Annotated in this window: 16 protein-coding genes; 15 read left to right on the top strand and 1 reads right to left on the bottom strand. The window is 37.2% G+C overall.

From position 1 onward, the window contains the following. Window positions 1-185 precede the first annotated feature (185 nt). The 4 genes from sppA (at window position 186) to C8269_RS08420 (ending at window position 5,363) form a co-directional block, all read left to right on the top strand. The gene (gene sppA / locus C8269_RS08405) at window positions 186-1,169 is read left to right on the top strand and encodes a signal peptide peptidase SppA (protein WP_106461274.1); all 984 of its coding nucleotides are present in this window, start codon (window positions 186-188) and stop codon (window positions 1,167-1,169) included. Further along, window positions 1,159-1,626 (top strand): RDD family protein, encoded by a 468-nt coding sequence (locus C8269_RS08410; RefSeq protein WP_106461275.1) that lies wholly within the window; start codon window positions 1,159-1,161, stop codon window positions 1,624-1,626. The genes sppA and C8269_RS08410 overlap by 11 nt, the downstream gene beginning before the upstream one ends. A gap of 193 nt (window positions 1,627-1,819) precedes the next feature. Beyond that, the gene (locus tag C8269_RS08415) at window positions 1,820-4,348 is read left to right on the top strand and encodes a ribonucleoside-diphosphate reductase subunit alpha (RefSeq protein ID WP_106461276.1); all 2,529 of its coding nucleotides are present in this window, start codon (window positions 1,820-1,822) and stop codon (window positions 4,346-4,348) included. Between the two features lie 421 nt (window positions 4,349-4,769). Then, window positions 4,770-5,363, top strand: a complete 594-nt coding sequence (locus C8269_RS08420) for an IS3 family transposase (protein ID WP_234025869.1) — start codon at window positions 4,770-4,772, stop codon at window positions 5,361-5,363. A 63-nt stretch (window positions 5,364-5,426) separates the two neighbouring features. Here the strand turns inward: C8269_RS08420 and C8269_RS08425 are convergent, their stop codons facing one another. Next, window positions 5,427-6,521, bottom strand: coding sequence for a hypothetical protein (locus tag C8269_RS08425; protein WP_106461278.1), 1,095 nt, complete (start codon window positions 6,519-6,521; stop codon window positions 5,427-5,429). A gap of 101 nt (window positions 6,522-6,622) precedes the next feature. On the opposite strand from C8269_RS08425, the gene C8269_RS08430 reads away from it, so the two are divergent. The 11 genes from C8269_RS08430 to C8269_RS08480 all read left to right on the top strand — a co-directional run bounded on the left by C8269_RS08430 (window position 6,623) and on the right by C8269_RS08480 (window position 17,716). Further along, window positions 6,623-6,946 carry a V-type ATP synthase subunit H gene (locus tag C8269_RS08430; RefSeq protein ID WP_106461279.1) on the top strand — a complete coding sequence of 108 codons (324 nt, stop codon included), beginning with the start codon at window positions 6,623-6,625 and terminating at the stop codon, window positions 6,944-6,946. Then, window positions 6,933-8,858, top strand: coding sequence for a V-type ATP synthase subunit I (locus C8269_RS08435; protein ID WP_106461280.1), 1,926 nt, complete (start codon window positions 6,933-6,935; stop codon window positions 8,856-8,858). The genes C8269_RS08430 and C8269_RS08435 overlap by 14 nt, the downstream gene beginning before the upstream one ends. Next, entirely contained in the window at window positions 8,855-9,322 is a 468-nt protein-coding gene (locus C8269_RS08440) for a V-type ATP synthase subunit K (protein ID WP_106461281.1), read from the top strand. Before C8269_RS08435 ends, C8269_RS08440 begins: the two co-directional genes overlap by 4 nt. 15 nt (window positions 9,323-9,337) lie before the next feature. Beyond that, window positions 9,338-9,886 (top strand): V-type ATP synthase subunit E, encoded by a 549-nt coding sequence (locus C8269_RS08445; RefSeq protein WP_106461282.1) that lies wholly within the window; start codon window positions 9,338-9,340, stop codon window positions 9,884-9,886. 2 nt (window positions 9,887-9,888) lie between these two features. Continuing rightward, the gene (locus C8269_RS08450) at window positions 9,889-10,884 is read left to right on the top strand and encodes a V-type ATPase subunit (protein ID WP_106461283.1); all 996 of its coding nucleotides are present in this window, start codon (window positions 9,889-9,891) and stop codon (window positions 10,882-10,884) included. Beyond that, window positions 10,877-11,188 (top strand): V-type ATP synthase subunit F, encoded by a 312-nt coding sequence (locus C8269_RS08455; protein ID WP_106461284.1) that lies wholly within the window; start codon window positions 10,877-10,879, stop codon window positions 11,186-11,188. The genes C8269_RS08450 and C8269_RS08455 overlap by 8 nt, the downstream gene beginning before the upstream one ends. 11 nt (window positions 11,189-11,199) lie before the next feature. Continuing rightward, window positions 11,200-12,969, top strand: coding sequence for a V-type ATP synthase subunit A (locus C8269_RS08460; RefSeq protein ID WP_106461285.1), 1,770 nt, complete (start codon window positions 11,200-11,202; stop codon window positions 12,967-12,969). Beyond that, entirely contained in the window at window positions 12,962-14,329 is a 1,368-nt protein-coding gene (locus tag C8269_RS08465) for a V-type ATP synthase subunit B (protein ID WP_106461286.1), read from the top strand. The genes C8269_RS08460 and C8269_RS08465 overlap by 8 nt, the downstream gene beginning before the upstream one ends. 9 nt (window positions 14,330-14,338) lie before the next feature. After that, window positions 14,339-14,971: a V-type ATP synthase subunit D gene (locus C8269_RS08470; protein WP_106461287.1), complete on the top strand. Its 633-nt coding sequence runs from the start codon at window positions 14,339-14,341 to the stop codon at window positions 14,969-14,971. Between the two features lie 132 nt (window positions 14,972-15,103). Beyond that, window positions 15,104-16,690, top strand: coding sequence for a Na+/H+ antiporter NhaC family protein (locus C8269_RS08475; protein WP_106461288.1), 1,587 nt, complete (start codon window positions 15,104-15,106; stop codon window positions 16,688-16,690). A 75-nt stretch (window positions 16,691-16,765) separates the two neighbouring features. Next, window positions 16,766-17,716, top strand: coding sequence for a magnesium transporter CorA family protein (locus tag C8269_RS08480; protein WP_106461289.1), 951 nt, complete (start codon window positions 16,766-16,768; stop codon window positions 17,714-17,716). The last annotated feature ends 158 nt before the right edge of the window (window positions 17,717-17,874 follow it).

The raw sequence follows: 17,874 nt of genomic DNA on the forward strand, positions 1-17,874 counted from the left end.
TACAGCTTAATTTATGTAGATAGGTCCACATGGACCTATACATAACAATGTAATCGAGTGTTAACGATAATTGTGATGTATATTCATTGTACTTAAAGCTTAACAAAATGCAATCAACTTGCTTAAGTCTTGATTTGTTTGTGGTATAATAATTTTAGTTAAGATTGAAATATAAAGGAGTTTTTATGAAAAATAATGCGAAAAGATGGATAGCGGTAGGGCTTGCAGTTCTAGTCCTAGTTGCTTCCATGTTTATGAAAGACACTAGCGAGGAAAAAGAGGCAAGGGGCTTATCATACCTTAAAGATTTGGGCAAGTCTCAATTATTTGACCAAGAAATAATCCAAGGAACAAATCCTAGCCAAAAGATAAGAAAAATTTCCCTAGAAGGGGTAATCCAAGGCGATGACAATAGCCAATTTGTAATCGACCAGCTTAAGGAAGCAGCAGATGACCCAACTACAAAGGGTGTCATCCTTGCTGTAAATTCTCCAGGTGGTTCTGTTTATGTTTCAGAAAAAATCGCCAAGGAAATTAAAAAACTTAAAGAGATGAAAATCCCAGTTTATTCTGTAATGGAAGAGATGGCTGCATCTGGTGGTTATTATATTTCTGCCCCTACAGATAGGATATATGCTTCAAATGAGACCCTTACAGGATCAATCGGTGTAATAATGGGTGGACGTTCCTTCCAAGGTCTTTTTGAAAAATACGGAATCAAGGAGCAAAACGTGGTTTCTGGCAAGATGAAGGACACAGGCACCATGGGTAGAGATTTAAATGATGAAGAAAAAGCCTACCTCCAAGGCCTTGTAGATTCAGCCTTTGGTCGATTTGTAAAAATTGTCTCTGAAGGAAGGAAAATGAGTGAGGCAGATGTTAGAAAGCTTGCCGATGGTAGGGTTTATGACGGAGCTCAGGCTGTTAAAAATGGTCTAGTAGATAAGATTGGTGATATAGATATGGCTATAGAAGATATGATTAAGGAAAATAAACTAGATGATCCACAAGTAGTCGAAAGCTCCTTTGCCAACCTTTCTTTCAGACAACTTTTCCAAAAGGTAGAAGACCTTAAGAAATCTTCTTCTGATCTTGCTATCTTAAAGGAATTAATGGAAGAAAATAGGCAAGCTCCTATGTATATCTACGGGGGAGTCTATGGAAAATAAGAAGATTTATAAGGAAAGAGACTTTGCTTACGCTTATTCATCCTTTGGTATAAGGCTACTTGCCTATATCATCGATATGATGATCGTATCTGCTCTTTTCACCATAATTAAATTTTTTATCCCTCTTGGAGAAGATGTAAAATTTATGGGTTTAGGTATTTTAGCAAGCCTTAATATAATCATAAGCCTAGCCTATTTTACAATCACATCCCTAATCACAAGAGGCCAATCCCTAGGTAAGATTATAACTGGCCTTAGGGTGGTATCTTTAGATGGTTTTGACCTATCAAATAGTCAAATACTCATAAGGGAAATTGCGGGAAGATATGTCCAAAACAAATTAATTTTCCTATATGCCCTAGCCCTTTTCACACCCAAAAAGCAAACTCTAATCGACCTTTTCACAGACACAGCTGTCGTAAGGGAAGATGCCTATAGGGATTTATATGCAAAATAAATTTAGATAAATTTACTTTTTGGGAAATTTATTACTAATAAAACAATAAAAATCATTAAAATAGCACAAAGATAAGCTTTGACGACCTTTGTGCTTTTTTTATCTATATTTCGCAAGCATCCCCTATATAAGGTATGATAGATATAGATTTTGAGAAAATACCACTACATCTAGTAGTTAGTTTGGAGATACAATGAAGATAATTAAAAGAGACGGATCAAAGGTTGACTTCGAGATAGAAAAAATCAAAAGAGCCATAGCAAAGGCATTTATCTCGGTAGACTCATCCATAAGCGATGAGAAATTAGACAGCATAGCCAAAAAAATAAGGGATACCATCAAGAAGAAATTCCCAAAAGACCACACAGTTACAGTAGAAGAAGTCCAAGATCTGGTAGAGCTTGGTCTTATTGATGAAAACTACTACAGAGAGGTAAAATCTTTTATCCTCTACCGTGCCAAGCACAACATGGATAGAAAAGTAATCTACGATTTTAAGGAATATATAGACGATAAGGACCTTATGGAAATAATAGCCAAGGTCCAAAGAGAATTTGATAGCCAAAGATATCCTATAGAAAGCTTGTATTTTAAATTTGAATCATTCACAAAACCAGACATGAATGAAAAACAAATCCTAGAGGCCATCATAAGGGCTGCAAGTGAGCTAACAAGCAAGGAAGCTCCAGATTGGGAAATAATTGCAGCCAGATTTTTAGCCTACAAGATGAACCTAGAAATCAAGGAATATGAAGAAAGATATGAGCTTTATGATTTCAAATCAAAGATTAAATTCCTTACAGAAAAGGGTCTTTATGGGTCATACATGCTTGAAAATTATACATCTGATCAAATAGATGAATTAGAATCCTACCTAGATTATAAAAGAGATGACATCTTTACCTACTCAGGCCTAGACCTAGTAAGGAAGAGATATCTAATAAGAAGCCATGATGGCCACCTCATTGAAAATATCCAGGAAATGTTTATGGGTATTGCCATGCACCTAGCCATTCCAGAAAAGGATAAGATTGGCTTTGCCAAAAGACTCTACGATATTCTATCAAGCTTAAAGGCAACCATGGCCACACCTACTATGACCAATGCTAGAAAGCCATTTAATCAGCTTTCATCATGCTTTATAGAGACTGTTCCAGATACACTTAAGGGCATTTACAGGTCTATAACCAACTTTGCCGAAGTCTCTAAACACGGTGGCGGCATGGGCATGTATTTTGGAAAAGTCAGAGCATCAGGCTCAGACATAAGAGGTTTTGAAGGAGTAGCGGGTGGAGTAATCCGCTGGATAAGACTTGCAAATGACACAGCAGTAGCAGTAGACCAACTTGGAGTAAGACAGGGAGCAGTTGCAGTTTATCTAGATATTTGGCACAAGGATATGCCAGAATTTTTAGGACTCAGAACAAACAACGGCGATGACAGGATGAAAGCCCACGACGTCTTCCCAGGAGTTTGCGTGCCAGACCTCTTCTGGAGAGAAGTAAGGGATAATATGGAAGGCGATTGGCATATGTTTGACCCACACGAAGTGGAGAAAAAATATGGCAAGGCCATAGAAGACACCTACGGCGAAGAATTTGAAGAATTCTACCATAAGCTAGTAGCTGACAAGGACATATCAAGAAGAATCATGCCAATCAAAGATATGGTAAGATTGCTAATCAAATCTTGGTCAGAAACAGGCACTCCATTTATTTTCAATAGAGACCTAGTAAATAAGGCCAACCCAAACAAGCACGCAGGCATGATTTATTCATCAAACCTCTGTACAGAGATTGCCCAAAACATGAGCCCATCAGAAACCATCTCCCAGGAGATAGTCACAGAAAATGGGGAAAAAGTCATAGTAAATAAGACAAGGCCAGGCGACTTTGTAGAATGTAACCTAGCAAGCCTAACCCTAGGAAAACTTGATGTAAACAATGACCAAGAGCTTGAAGAAACAGTAAGAACAGTAGTAAGGGCCCTAGACAATGTAATAGACCTAAACTACTACCCAACCCCATATGCCCAAGTTACAAACAAAAAATACAGGGCCATAGGCCTAGGCACAAGCGGATATCACCATATGCTCGTTAAAAACGACATAAGCTGGTCAGATGAAGAAAAACACGCAGCCCTAGCAGACAGGGTCTATGAAGATATAAATTATTATGCCATCAAAGAAAGTGTAGAAATTGCTAAAGAAAAGGGGTCATACGAAGTATTTGAAGGCAGCGATTGGCAAAATGGCAACTACTTCACAGACAGAGATTATACAAGCGAAAGATGGATAAAATTAGCCAAAGAAGTAAGGGAAAATGGCCTAAGAAATGGCTACCTAATGGCAGTAGCCCCAACAGGATCAACATCAATAATCTCAGGCACATCAGCCGGAGTAGACCCAATAATGAGCCGCTACTTCCTAGAAGAAAAAAAGGGAGCCATAGTACCAAGAGTAGCTCCAGGCCTAACAACAAAGACCTTCTGGCTCTATGAAAATGCCCACGATATAGACCAAAATATCTCCATGAGAATGGCAGGTGTAAGACAAAGACACATGGACCAAGCCCAATCTGTCAATATCTATATAACAACAGAATACACCATGAGACAAATCCTAAATATCTACCTTACAGCTTGGGAAAGTGGAGTAAAAAGCATATACTATGTAAGAGGTAAGAGTTTGGAAGTGGAAGAATGTGATACTTGCTCCGCATAGGATTTATCCAAGATAAATATATTTTAGGGGATTATCCCCTAAGACCCTATTTGGGATATGTTTTTTTATGGGAGGGCTCCCAAAAGCCCTCTCTTTTTTTATGCAATATAAATTATTTTTTTTATTATCCAAGATAATATTATTATTTACTTTAATTCTTCGTTACTTTATCACTTAATAAATTATATTTATTTACTATTGAATCTTCGTACCTAGGGGGAACCCAAGGGGGCGGCAGATGCCCTGTAGGACTCCCCAAAAGTTGTAGCTAGAAAAGAGGCTGCAATGAAAAAATATAGTTTAGAATTAAAGAAAAAAGTAATAAAAGAATACGAAGAAGGCGAAATAAGTTTAAATAAATTAGCAAGAAAATATAAAATANAATCATAAAAAAGTCTTAAGAATAATGAGAGAAGAATCCTTGCTATGCTCTAAATTTAAAACTAGATCAAGAAAATACTCATCATACAAGGGACAAATAGGTAAAGTAGCAGATAATGTTGTAAAAAGACAGTTTAAAGCTACTAAACCAAATCAATTATGGCTAACAGATGTAACAGAATTTAGAATTAAAGGACAAGAAAAGAAACTATACTTATCACCAATATTAGACCTATACAACAGTGAAATAATCAGCTATACACTAAGTAATCACCCAACAATAGAATCAACTAATACAATGCTAGAAAAAGCATTAGAAGAAAATAAAGACATTAAAGATTTAATTATACACTCAGACCAAGGATTTCATTACCAACATAGTACTTGGACTAAAAAACTAGAAAAGATGAATATAAGGCAAAGTATGTCAAGAAAAGGGAATTGTCTAGACAATTCTCCAATGGAGAACTTCTTTGGAATATTGAAACAGGAAATGTATTATGGAGAAGATTTTAAAAGTTATGATCATTTAAGAAATGAGATTGAAAAATATATAAAATGGTACAATGAGGATAGGATTAAAACAAAATTAAACGGAATGTCACCTGTTATGTACAGATTACATTCCGCTTAAAATATTATTAAATTATTCCGTGTTTACGGGTTCAGGTCATTTTTAGCTCTTTCTCTTTTTGTTTTATTTAATTGACTGTTTAATTGACTCAGCCATGGATTTGACTAGGGATTCGTTGGCAAGTGGGCCTGCTACTATTAGGCTTATATAGGAGTCATTCGTTTTTATTAGGTATTTTTTGCCTGTTAGGGTGTCATTTTGTAGGTATATTCTTACATCTCCTTCTAGGATATTTTTGTATTTATTTATTTTTCCCATATTTACGATTTGGGCTGGGTAGAGTATTTGGCCAGAATTTTGACTATAAGCTTGGTAGATATCACCTGTAATTTTATCTTCTTTTATTATTATTTCTGCTATTACTTCGTTTTTATCCTTGGCTATGAAGGATTTTAGCTTATCATCGTCTTGGTGGAGGTAGAAATTTTCTGGGATTTTTATTTTTTGTTTTCCTACTAGGATATCTTTTGTGGCAAAGACTGATAGGGCATCCTTGTGGTCTTTGAATGATTTATTTATTTCTAAGGGATCATCTGGAGCATTGTAGGCTGTCATTAGGATATCTGCCATGATAGCTGCTGATGCATTTGACTTACTTGTATCTTCACTTATCACAAAATAGATTAGGCCCCTGTCTCCTTTTATAAAAAAGTGGGTTGATGTTTTATTGCCATTTTTGCTTATAAAATATGCGCTATCAAGGTTTGCCATGCTATTTTTTATAGGCATAGATCTTATTTTTTGGCTTAGATTTTTTTCTTTTATTATTTTGCTAGATAAGTCTATTAGGTCATAATCGTAAAAATCGCTTAAATCTTCAAAAGATATGACTAGATCATAGGCAAGACTTGTTGGAAAGTCTATATAATATATATTATCGTTTTTGAAGATTTGGCCCTTTTCCGGTATCCTAAAAAATAAGTCGGCTAGCTTTACTTCTTTGTTATAATCAAGATTGGCTAAATCTTTTTTGTCATAGGAGTCTAGACCTTTAATATTTGATGGATAATCTATTAGCTTTACTTTTGTGTAGAGAGATTGGTCATAAGAATAAGCTTGTATTTTTGAAAGCGAATAGGCTTCTAAGTTTGGCCTATCTTTGCTTTTACAGCCTACTAAAAGTAAGGCAAAAATAAGTGTTATTAGAGTTTTTTTCATAAAATTTCCTTTTTATTTGTAATATAGCAATTATTTTGTCTAGATTATACCCGTTTTGGGTAAAAATATGATATAATTTAAGTATAAACAGGGGGTGAAATATGACTGATGATATTCTAAGTCAAGTTAAGCTTGCAGAAGAAACTGCGGCAAAAGAGCTTGACGCTGCCAAAGATCAGGCTAGGGAGCTCATTGAAGAGGCGAAAAATCAAGCAAATCTTGCCTATAAAGATGAGATCGCCAAGGCTAAGAAAAAGGCCGAAGAGATCCTAGCTGATGCTAAAAAAGAGGCAGAAAAAAAGAGAGAACCAGTGATAGCAAAAGCAAGAGATGAGTCAAAAAAAATCTTGGATGTAGATAAGGCCAAGGTTGAAGCGACTATCAATACTCTTGTAGAAAGGATAGTAAATAATGGCAATAGTTAAGATGAATAAGTTTAGCTTACTTGCCTTTGAGGAAAAAAGGAGCTTATTACTTGATATTCTTCAAAATTTTAACTATGTGCATTTTAACGATTTAAAAGTAAAAGAAGACGAAACTTATCTAAAAGAGCTTACAAATTCTACTAAAATCCAAGCCTTGGATGAAGAGCTTGATAAATTAGCTTTTGCTATTGAGACTAGCTTAAAATATTCATCTACAGAAGAGAGTAAAGACTTTAAAAGGCTAGATATTGATGAGGTCTATAAGGACTCTGAGAATTTTGATTTTAATCTCATTTACGATAAGCTTATAAAATTAGTTAAAGAAAGAGAAGGACTGGTTGATAAAAACCAAGCCATAGAGCAAAAAATAGGAGACCTTAATCCATGGAAGGATATAGATGTCGATATTAGAAGTCTGTACGATTCTAAGAGAGTCTATGTAGAGACAGGTACTATTTCTAGCCAGTTTTACGATGGCCTAAAGAAGAGCCTAGTCGATAAAAACTTTAGCAAATCCCTAATCTATAGGTATTCGGAAGTGGATAAGACTAGCTTTATTGTTGCTATCGCTTCTCTTGATGAGGAAGAAAGATTTAAAGAACTTTTAAGAGAGTACGGATTTTCAAGAATAAGTATTAAGGCAGATGCTTCTGTAAGCAAGAGCCTAAGTGCCCTTAAGAAAGAAGAAGCTAATCTTAAGACAGAAATTAAGAAAATTGAGGCTGAAATAGGAGAGTTTGATAAATATCTAGAAGATTTCTATTTGTATCAATCATATCTTGTCAATGAAAAGAACAAGGAAGAAGCTACAGAAAACTTCCTTAAGACTTCTCAAATGGATGTCATTGAAGGATACATACCTGAGTCTATGACTGACAGGTTTAAAGCCGACATAGAAAAATCCTTAGACAAAGAATATATCCTAGATATAAAAGATGCTGACAAGGATGATCCAGATGTACCTATTATCCTTGAAAACAACGCAATAGTTGAACCTTACGAATCTGTTGTTGAAACCTATGCCCTACCTAAATATAACGAATTTGACCCATCCTTACTTGTGGCCATTTTCTATACTATATTTACAGGCTTCATGATTGGAGACTTAGGTTATGGAGCTCTTGGTGTGATTGCAACCCTTGTAATCCTCAAGAAAAAAGACTTGCCAAAATCAACAGAGAAGATGATTAAGCTATTTTTAGGCATTTCCCTATCAGCTTGCTGTTTTGGAGTATTATTTGGATCAGTCTTTGGCGGAATTATCGATGTGCCATTTGGCTGGATTGATACCCAAACTGATATCAATACCCTAATAGTCATGAGTCTTGTGATAGGTGGTATTGCCCTATTTACAGCCCTAGGCATGAAAGCCTATATGTATATTAGGGATGGCAAAGTCCTTGATGCTATTTATGATGTAGTATTTTGGTATATGGCTCTAGCAGGGCCAATTGCCTACGCTTTAACTAAAAACAAGATTGGTTTATATGTAATGGGAGTCGGTATGATTGGTATAGTCCTATTTGCAGGACGTGATGCTAAATCAATCGGCGGCAGGATTGGATCAGGTGTCTATGAACTTTACGGCATAAGCTCTTGGGTAGGAGATATAGTTTCTTTCCTTAGACTAATGGCCCTTGTCCTATCAGGCGGCTTTGTAGCCTATGCGGTAAATGTAATTGTTAAAATGTTATTTGGGGCAGGTATTGGCGGAATCATAGGTGGAATCTTAGTCTTTGTACTATTCCAACTATTTAATATGTTCCTATCCTACTTGTCAGCCTACGTTCACTCACTAAGACTTATCTATGTAGAGATGTTTGGTAAGTTTTATGAAGGCGGCGGCGTTAAATTTAAAGAAATGTTAGAAGATACTAAAAAAATATTAATTAATAGAGGAGAAAGAAAATGACAGAATTTTTAATTCAAAATGGTGGACTAATTTTTGGAGCCCTAGCAATGGCAATAGCAACCCTTGTTTCAGGTATGGGTTCAGCAAAGGGAACAGGCATGGCAGGTGAGGCTGCAGCAGCTCTTACAGTAGAACAACCAGAAAAGTTTGGTAAGGTACTAATCCTCCAACTTCTACCAGGTACACAAGGTCTTTACGGCTTTGCTATAGCATTCTTTATCATGCTAAGACTTGATGCAAACATTGATGCAGCAAAGGGCCTATACCTACTAATGGCAGCTCTACCAGTAGCAATAGTTGGATACTTCTCAGCTGTAAAACAAGCTAAGGTAGCTATAGCTGGTATCAATATCCTAGCTAAAAACGAACCTGAATTTACAAAAGGTATGATTTATTCAGTAATGGTTGAGCTTTACGCTATCCTAGGATTTGTTATCTCTCTACTACTAGTACTAAGAGCCTAATATTAGGGTAAGATTATGACTAATCTTGATTTAATATTAGAATCAATAAGGAAAAAAGGCGAAGAGGAAAAAAATCAGATATTAAAGGCTGCTGAAGGCGAAGCTAAGGAAATTAGGGAAAAATCTGAAGCAGAAGTAAAAGTTGAGGTAGACAAGATTATAGGTGCAGCCAAAAAAGAAGCTAAGCAAATTTTGGCCAATGAAGAGCTTTCAGCATCAAGAAATGCCCGTGATATAAAAATTACAGCCAAAAACGAGCTCATAAATTCTATAATCGAAAGGCTCATAGAAGAGCTTAAAGGCCTAGATAATCATTCTTACAAGAAGTTTGTCCTAAATAGACTTAAGGACTTCCCAGGCAAGAAGGCAGATATCATCTTAAGGGATGGAACCTTCTTTGACTCAGAAGACCTAAAAGGACTAAATGTTTCATATGAAACAGTCGATGATGGTTTCATAATAAAAGATGGGGATGTTATCTATGACAATAGCTTTTCATCAATAATCGACTATAACAAGGATGAAATTAAGAAAATAATATCTGGTATTTTTGAAGAAAGGTAATTATGAAAAGAGATGACTTCATAGGAGCTTCTATATCAACTAGAATATATGAAGATGATCTAGTAAAGGATTTTTATAGGCTAAATGAATTAGACTCCCTAAGCGAGATAATGAATGCCCTATCAGATTCATCCTATGGTAGATATATCCAAGAATTAAGAAGGCCAGAAGAATATGAAGAAATCCTAAGCAAGGAACTGGTAAGGGTGTATGACAAAATCGAAGATATAACCCCAGATAAAAATCTGACAGAATATCTAAGAGAAAAGTACAACTTCCACAATTTAAAAGTCCTTGCCAAGGAAATTATCCAAGATGAAGATTATAAGTATTCCCCAATGGGCAATATAGATGTAGACTATCTTAAAAGACAAATTTTAAAGACAGACGAAAAAGATATCTTTGAAGATGATGAAGAAAACATCTATCTTACCTATCTAAAAAGAGCCATAGATGCTTATGAGGATAGGAAAGACCCAGCCATGATAGACATATCCCTAGATAAGTCTTATTATGAAAGAGAGCTTGATATAGCAAATGCCACTGGCATGGATTCACTTATAAACTACACAAAAGAAGCCATTGACCTTATAAATGTCAAAACCCTACTAAGGGTAAGAGATTTAGACCAACTAGGTGATTGCCTAATAGATGGCGGCTTTATAGACAAGGACAGGTTTCTTGAAATGTATAAGCTTGATATGACAGGACTTTTGATAAAAATGTCCAATGATAAGATTTATCCATATCTAGCTAGGGCCCTTGACAATGATAAGGGAGAGGTTGAAAATCTCCTAAATCTAGAAAAGGCAATAGATGATCACTTTATGGACTTTGCAAAGGCCAGCAAGGCTGTAACCTATGGCCCAGAAGTTCTACTTGCATATCTAATCAGCAAGGAGCAAGAAATCAAAAACCTAAGGATAATCTTTATATCTAAGCTAAATGGCCTTTCAAAAGAATTCACAAAAGATAGATTGAGAGAAGCTTATGTATAAAATAGCAGTAATAGGCGATAAGGATTCGATACTAGCCTTTAAGGCCATAGGTATCGAGGTTTTTACAGCCATAGACAAAGACGATGCAAGTAAACTTGTAAAAAAATTAGCAGGGGATAATTATGGAGTAATCTTCATAACAGAAGCCTTTGCCAAGGACATACAAGAAACAATAGATAAATACAGAGAAGCTCTAAGGCCAGCCATTATCCTAATCCCATCTAATAAGGGATCTTTAGGTCTAGGCCTTGCCGATATCAACCGTTCAGTTGAGAAGGCAGTCGGAGCAAACATTCTAAATTAAAGGAGCTTAATTTGAATATAGGTAAAATTACTAAAGTATCTGGACCACTAATAGAGGCATCAGGCCTATCTGATGCTAATATCTATGACGTGGTAGAGGTATCAAAAGATAAGCTCATCGGCGAAATAATTGAGATGAGGGGAGATGTAGCAAGTATTCAAGTTTATGAAGAGACAACCGGTATAGGACCTGGCGATGAAGTTAGGTCAACAGGTAGGCCTCTATCAGTAGAGCTTGGACCAGGCATGCTTGAAAGAATGTATGATGGTATCCAAAGACCACTAGAAAAACTTGAAGAGCTTGCAGGAAATTTCCTAACAAGAGGGGTAACTTCCCCAGGACTAGATAGGGACAAAGTTTGGGAGTTTAAGGCTCTTTTAGAAAAGGGCGCAGAAGTTGTTCCAGGTGATATACTAGGAGAAGTAGAAGAAACAACAGTTATCACCCACAAGATTATGGTTCCAAACGGAATAAAAGGAAGATTAAAAGAGATTAAATCTGGAGAATTTAAGGTAGCTGACACCATTGCTGTTGTAGGAACAGAAGATGGGGATAAAGAGCTAAATATGATCCAATATTGGCCAGTAAGAAAGGCTCGTCCTATCAAAAGAAAGATAGACCCAAATGAGCCACTTATCACAGGCCAAAGGGTAATAGATACCTTCTTCCCAGTAGCCAAGGGCGGTACAGCTGCAATCCCAGGACCATTTGGTTCAGGTAAGACTGTAGTCCAACACCAGATAGCAAAATATGCTGATGCTGACATAGTAATCTATGTAGGTTGTGGTGAACGTGGAAACGAGATGACAGACGTACTTAACGAATTCCCAGAGCTAATTGATCCGAAAACTGGCGAATCAATCATGAAACGTACAGTTCTTATAGCAAATACATCAAACATGCCAGTAGCAGCCAGAGAGGCATCAATTTATACAGGTATAACCCTTGCTGAATACTTCAGAGATATGGGCTATAACGTAGCTATGATGGCAGATTCTACAAGCCGTTGGGCAGAGGCCCTTCGTGAGATGAGTGGTCGTCTAGAAGAGATGCCTGGTGATGAAGGTTATCCAGCTTATCTAGCAAGTAGGGTTGCAGAATTTTACGAAAGAGCTGGTAAGGTAGAGGTTTTAGGAAATAGAGATGATATCGGTACACTTTCAGTAATAGGAGCCGTCTCTCCTCCAGGTGGAGACTTATCAGAACCAGTAACCCAAGCTACCCTACGTATAGTAAAGGTATTCTGGGGACTTGATTATGACCTATCCTACCAAAGACACTTCCCAGCTATCAACTGGTTAAACTCATATTCACTCTACCAAGACAAGATGGATAAGTTTATAGACAAGGCAGTTGACCAAGATTTCTCAACTCATAGAAAACGTGCTATGAGCCTACTCCAACAAGAATCAGGCCTTTTAGAGGTAGTAAGACTTGTAGGTCGTGATGCCCTATCAGATGATGATAAGCTTAAACTAAATGTAACCAAATCTATCAGAGAAGACTACTTACAACAAAATGCCTTCCACGATATAGATACCTACTGTTCACTAGATAAACAGGATAAGATGCTTGGCACAATCCTCTATAACTATGATAAGTCCCTAGAGGCACTAGGAGCAGGAGTAGAGTTAAAAGATATAGAAAATCTAGAAGTAGTAGAAGCAATCACCAGACTAAAACTAGTAAGTGAAGATGACAAGGCTAGATTTGACCAAATAAAAGAAGAAATAGACAAACAAATCGGCGAACTAATTAAGAGGGAGGCAAAAGATGCTTAAGGAATATAAAACCGTAACAGAAGTAGTTGGCCCTCTTATGCTCGTAGAAGGAGTAGAGGGAGTCGATAACGAAGAGCTTGTTGATATCAAGCTACAAAATGGCGAGCACCGCAGAGGTAGGGTAATAGAAATAGAAAAAGACCGTGCCATGGTTCAGCTATTTGAAGGATCAACAGGTATCAACCTAAAATCAACCTCAGTAAGATTTTTGGGTAGGCCACTAGAGCTTGCAGTAAGCGAGGACATGATTGGTCGTGCCTTCAATGGTCTAGGTGAAGCCATTGATGATGGTCCAGAAATCATCCCTGAAGAAAAAAGAGATGTAAATGGTACAGCCATCAACCCTGTATCAAGGGACTACCCATCAGAATTTATCCAAACAGGTATATCAACAATCGATGGACTAAACACCCTAGTTCGTGGCCAAAAGCTACCAATATTTTCTGGAAACGGTCTGCCACACAATCAAGTAGCAGCTCAAATTGCCAGACAAGCAAGGGTACTCGGAGATGACGAAGGCTTTGCCGTAGTCTTTGCAGCCATAGGTATCACCTTTGAAGAAGCACAATTTTTCATGGATGACTTCAAAAAGACAGGGGCAATCGACCGTTCAGTACTCTTTATGAACCTAGCAGATGACCCAGCCATAGAGCGTCTATCAACACCAAAAATGGCCCTAACCTGTGCTGAATACCTAGCTTTCGAAAAGGATATGCAAGTACTAGTAATCATGACAGACATGACAAACTACGCAGAAGCCCTTCGTGAAGTATCAGCAGCTAGAAAAGAAGTACCAGGTCGTCGTGGTTACCCAGGTTATCTTTATACAGACCTTTCAACAATCTATGAGAGAGCTGGAAAACTTCGTGGAAAACCAGGAACAATTACCCAAATTCCAATCCTATCCATGCCAGAAGATGATATAACCCACCCAATCCCAGACCTAACAGGCTACATCACAGAAGGACAGATAATCCTAGATAGGAGCCTATATAACCAAGGAGCCCAACCACCAGTATCAATCCTACCATCCCTATCAAGACTTAAAGATAAGGGTATAGGCAAGGGCAAAACAAGAGAAGACCACGCAGATACAATGAACCAAATCTATGCAGCCTACGCCTCAGGTGTAGATGCTCGTGAGCTTCAAAAAATCCTAGGTGATTCAGCCCTATCAGATGCAGACCTTGCCTTTGCAGAATTTGCCAAGGCCTTTGAGGAAAAATACATTAATCAAGGTTATTACACAAATAGGACCATAGAAGAAACCCTAAACTTGGGTTGGGAACTCTTAAAAATAATACCAAAATCAGAACTTAAGAGAATTGATGATGCCCTTATTGAAAAATACATGGATTAGGAGCATAAAATGGCAAGACTAAAAGTAACTCCAACAAGGATGAACCTAAACACCCTTAAGGATAGGCTTGCCACTGCCAAAAGAGGCTACAAGCTATTAAAAGATAAGCAAGATGAGCTAATGAGACAATTCCTAGAATTAATCAGGAAAAACAAGACCCTAAGAGAAGAAGTCGAAAAAGAATTATCAGATTCCTTCGCCTCCTTCCTTATGGCCTCAGCCTTCATGAGCCCAGAAGTCCTCGAAGAAGCAGTAAGCTTTCCAACACAAAAGGTAGGCATTGACATAAAAACAGCCAATGTCATGAGTGTTAGGATTCCTAAGATGGAGTTTAAAGTAGAAAAAAACGAAAACGCAAGCGATTTGCCATATGGTTATGCTACAACAAGTGCAGGTCTAGATGAGGCCCTACTAAAGCTAAACCATGTCACAGATAGACTTCTAAGCCTAGCCGAGCTAGAGAAGACAACCCAGCTAATGGCTGATGAAATAGAATCAACCAGAAGAAGGGTAAACGCCCTAGAATATAGGACAATCCCAGACTTAGAAGAAACAATCAAATATATCAGATCAAAACTAGAAGAAAACGAAAGAGCAACCATCTCTCGTTTGATGAAGGTAAAAGATATAATTTCAGAATAAAGATAAGAAACTCCCCGGTCTGGGGAGTTTTAAATTTGTTTAAAATTTAAATGATTTTTAGCAAATTCCTTTATAATAAATTTTTAGTCAGTATAATATAAGTCGTGACCTTAAATTTATGAGAGGAAAGAAATGAAAAAGAACAAATTATCAATAGTATTCCTAAGCTTAGTTGGGATATTATCAATATATATAGCAAATACCCATCCAGAAACTTTCGCAAGCCCCTGGGCCCTAATGCCGCCTATAGTGGCAATCCTTATGGCCCTAATCACCAAGGAAGTTTATTCTTCCTTATTTATAGGCCTTGTAATCGGGGCAATTCTTGCAAGTGGCGGCTCGATTGGAAGTTTTTTAGACAATGTAATAGTAGAAGGTTTCATAAATGCCATACAGGATAATGGGGGAATCTTTATTTTCCTTATTTCCTTGGGAGTTATGGTAAGTCTTATAAATGAATCAGGAGGATCGAAAGCCTTTGGCAAGTGGGCCCATTCCAAGATTAAATCTAGGAAACAAGCCCAAATCTCGACCTATTTCCTATCAGCCATGCTCTTTATAGACGATTATTTTAATTGCCTAACCACAGGCTCAGTCATGAAGCCAATTACAGATTCCTACAAGATTTCAAGGGCAAAGCTAGCCTATATAATAGATGCAACAGCAGCTCCCATCTGCATGATAGCACCTATTTCATCCTGGGCAGCGGCTGTATCAGGCTATGCAGAGGGGACAGGCCTTTCTGGCATAGAGATGTTTATAAGGGCCATTCCCTTCAATTTCTATTCGCTTTTAACCCTAGTTTTCGTAGCGACCATAATTCTTACAGAAAATGACTATGGCCCAATGAAAGAATTTGAACAAAGGGCAAAAGAAAGCGGAGAGCTTGGGATAAATAGCAAAAAACAAATAGAAACTAGTGATGATGGGATAGAAGGTAGAGTTAGAGACTTGGTCTTCCCAATTATAATCCTGATCATATCCTGCATCAGCAGCCTAATCTATGTGGGTGGATTTTTTGATAAGGCAAGCCCTTATTACATGGACTTTGTAAATGCCTTTGCCAACACCGATTCCCAGGTAGCCCTAGCAACAGGATCAGTCATTGCCCTAATAATTTCTATGATATTTTTAAATTTGAGTGGCAGGATTAGCTTTGAAAGATCTATGGAACTCCTTCCAGAGGGCTTTTCATCTATGACATCAGCCATCCTTATTTTAAGCCTTGCCACAAGCCTTAAAAATATTTCTAATGACCTTCTAGGCTCTGCAGCCTTTGTTGGAAATGTCATGACAAATGTGGCAGGAAGTTTAAATAATTTCCTACCTGCGGTTATCTTTGTGGTAGCCATAGCCCTTGCCTTTGCGACAGGCACAAGTTGGGGGACCTTTGGTATCCTTATACCAATAGTCGCATCTATGTTTGACCCAACAAATCCCCTATTTTTTATAGGCATATCAGCCTGCCTATCTGGGGCAGTATGCGGAGATCACATCTCTCCAATATCAGATACAACAATCATGTCATCAGCAGGTGCAGGAGCTAACCACATCGACCATGTCAAAACCCAACTTCCTTATGGATTAACAGTAGCAGCCATAGCCTTTATATCCTATATAATAGCTGGCTTTAGCAAAAGTGCGACTATTTCCCTTGCCTTTGGGATAATAGCTATAATGGTCCTCATGTTTCTAATGAAAAAGATAAAGCGAGCCTAGGCTTGCTTTTTTAGTGGGCAAAACTTTGACAGGCCAAGGACAAATCCATATAGTCATAGAGATTAAGGAGAGAAAATGGATTATATTTATAAATTTGATACCGACAATGGTTTTGAAAAAACCGACATAGATAGTTTTTATGATGTAATAGAAGATGAAGATTTTTACCTTATGTATCTGGGCAAGGATTCCTTTATAGATTTTGCCAAGACTTATGACATAGATACAGCAATAATTGACTTGCTTTTGACAGATTCATCCAAGAAATCCTACATGGCAGTAGAAGATAAGTACACCTTCGCCATCCTAGAGATGCTTGATATCAGGGGTAATTTAGATGCATCTGACCTTATAGGTTTTTATATAGAAAATAACAGGCTAATAATTGTAGACCTCTACGATAGGGATAAGTCTTCAGCCAGAGCCTTTAAGAAAATCTTGACCAAGAAATTTTCAGCCAGGTCTCCAGGAAGAATCTTAAAACATTTCATAACAGCCATAATAGAAAATCACAACTCAATCTTTGACCAAATCAAAAACTCAACAGCCTCCATAGAAGATGGGATAAACAAGAACAAAAAGCCAAAAAATTCTATAGAGATGATTTCAGATAATAGGCACAAGGCCCTAAATCTCTACACATCTTACGAAAGACTTCTGGATACCATAGAAGTCCTAGTAGAAAATGAAAACGACATTTTTGATGACGATGACATCAAACACCTAAAGAGCGTATCCTTTAGGGTAGACAGGTACTCATCAAACATATCCTATCTTTCAGATTATATAACAAATGTAAAGGACTCCTACGCTTCAAAAATGGACCTAACCATGAACAACACCATGAAAGTCCTAACAGTAGTAACAACAATATTTACTCCAATAACAATACTTACAGGATGGTACGGGATGAACTTTGAAAACATGCCAGAACTAAACTGGGAACACGGCTACCTATATGTGATAGTCTTGTCATTATTTTCACTTCTAGTTGGGACCTTATTATTTAGGAAGTTGGACAAATAATATCGGATTTAGGGGGCTTCCCCCTAAATATCCCCTTTTTTTATTACTTAATTTTTTAATGAATTATTGTTATTTATTATTTTTCTTCGTAAATTTATCTTTTATTAAATGATTATTATTTACAATTGAATCTTCGTCTCAAGGGGGAGCCCCAAGGG

The organism is Anaerococcus sp. Marseille-P3915 (assembly GCF_900258475.1).
Lineage (GTDB): Bacteria > Bacillota > Clostridia > Tissierellales > Peptoniphilaceae > Anaerococcus > Anaerococcus kampingae.

Excerpts from the sequence above, each read along its gene's own strand:
- C8269_RS08440 (WP_106461281.1), top strand. The coding sequence starts at position 8,855 with ATGACAGAATTTTTAATTCAAAATGGTGGACTAATTTTTGGAGCCCTA.
- C8269_RS08445 (WP_106461282.1), top strand. The coding sequence starts at position 9,338 with ATGACTAATCTTGATTTAATATTAGAATCAATAAGGAAAAAAGGCGAA.
- C8269_RS08450 (WP_106461283.1), top strand. The coding sequence starts at position 9,889 with ATGAAAAGAGATGACTTCATAGGAGCTTCTATATCAACTAGAATATAT.
- C8269_RS08430 (WP_106461279.1), top strand. The coding sequence starts at position 6,623 with ATGACTGATGATATTCTAAGTCAAGTTAAGCTTGCAGAAGAAACTGCG.
- C8269_RS08410 (WP_106461275.1), top strand. The coding sequence starts at position 1,159 with ATGGAAAATAAGAAGATTTATAAGGAAAGAGACTTTGCTTACGCTTAT.
- C8269_RS08480 (WP_106461289.1), top strand. The coding sequence starts at position 16,766 with ATGGATTATATTTATAAATTTGATACCGACAATGGTTTTGAAAAAACC.
- sppA (WP_106461274.1), top strand. The coding sequence starts at position 186 with ATGAAAAATAATGCGAAAAGATGGATAGCGGTAGGGCTTGCAGTTCTA.
- C8269_RS08475 (WP_106461288.1), top strand. The coding sequence starts at position 15,104 with ATGAAAAAGAACAAATTATCAATAGTATTCCTAAGCTTAGTTGGGATA.
- C8269_RS08425 (WP_106461278.1), bottom strand. The coding sequence starts at position 6,521 with ATGAAAAAAACTCTAATAACACTTATTTTTGCCTTACTTTTAGTAGGC.
- C8269_RS08415 (WP_106461276.1), top strand. The coding sequence starts at position 1,820 with ATGAAGATAATTAAAAGAGACGGATCAAAGGTTGACTTCGAGATAGAA.
- C8269_RS08435 (WP_106461280.1), top strand. The coding sequence starts at position 6,933 with ATGGCAATAGTTAAGATGAATAAGTTTAGCTTACTTGCCTTTGAGGAA.
- C8269_RS08465 (WP_106461286.1), top strand. The coding sequence starts at position 12,962 with ATGCTTAAGGAATATAAAACCGTAACAGAAGTAGTTGGCCCTCTTATG.
- C8269_RS08455 (WP_106461284.1), top strand. The coding sequence starts at position 10,877 with ATGTATAAAATAGCAGTAATAGGCGATAAGGATTCGATACTAGCCTTT.
- C8269_RS08470 (WP_106461287.1), top strand. The coding sequence starts at position 14,339 with ATGGCAAGACTAAAAGTAACTCCAACAAGGATGAACCTAAACACCCTT.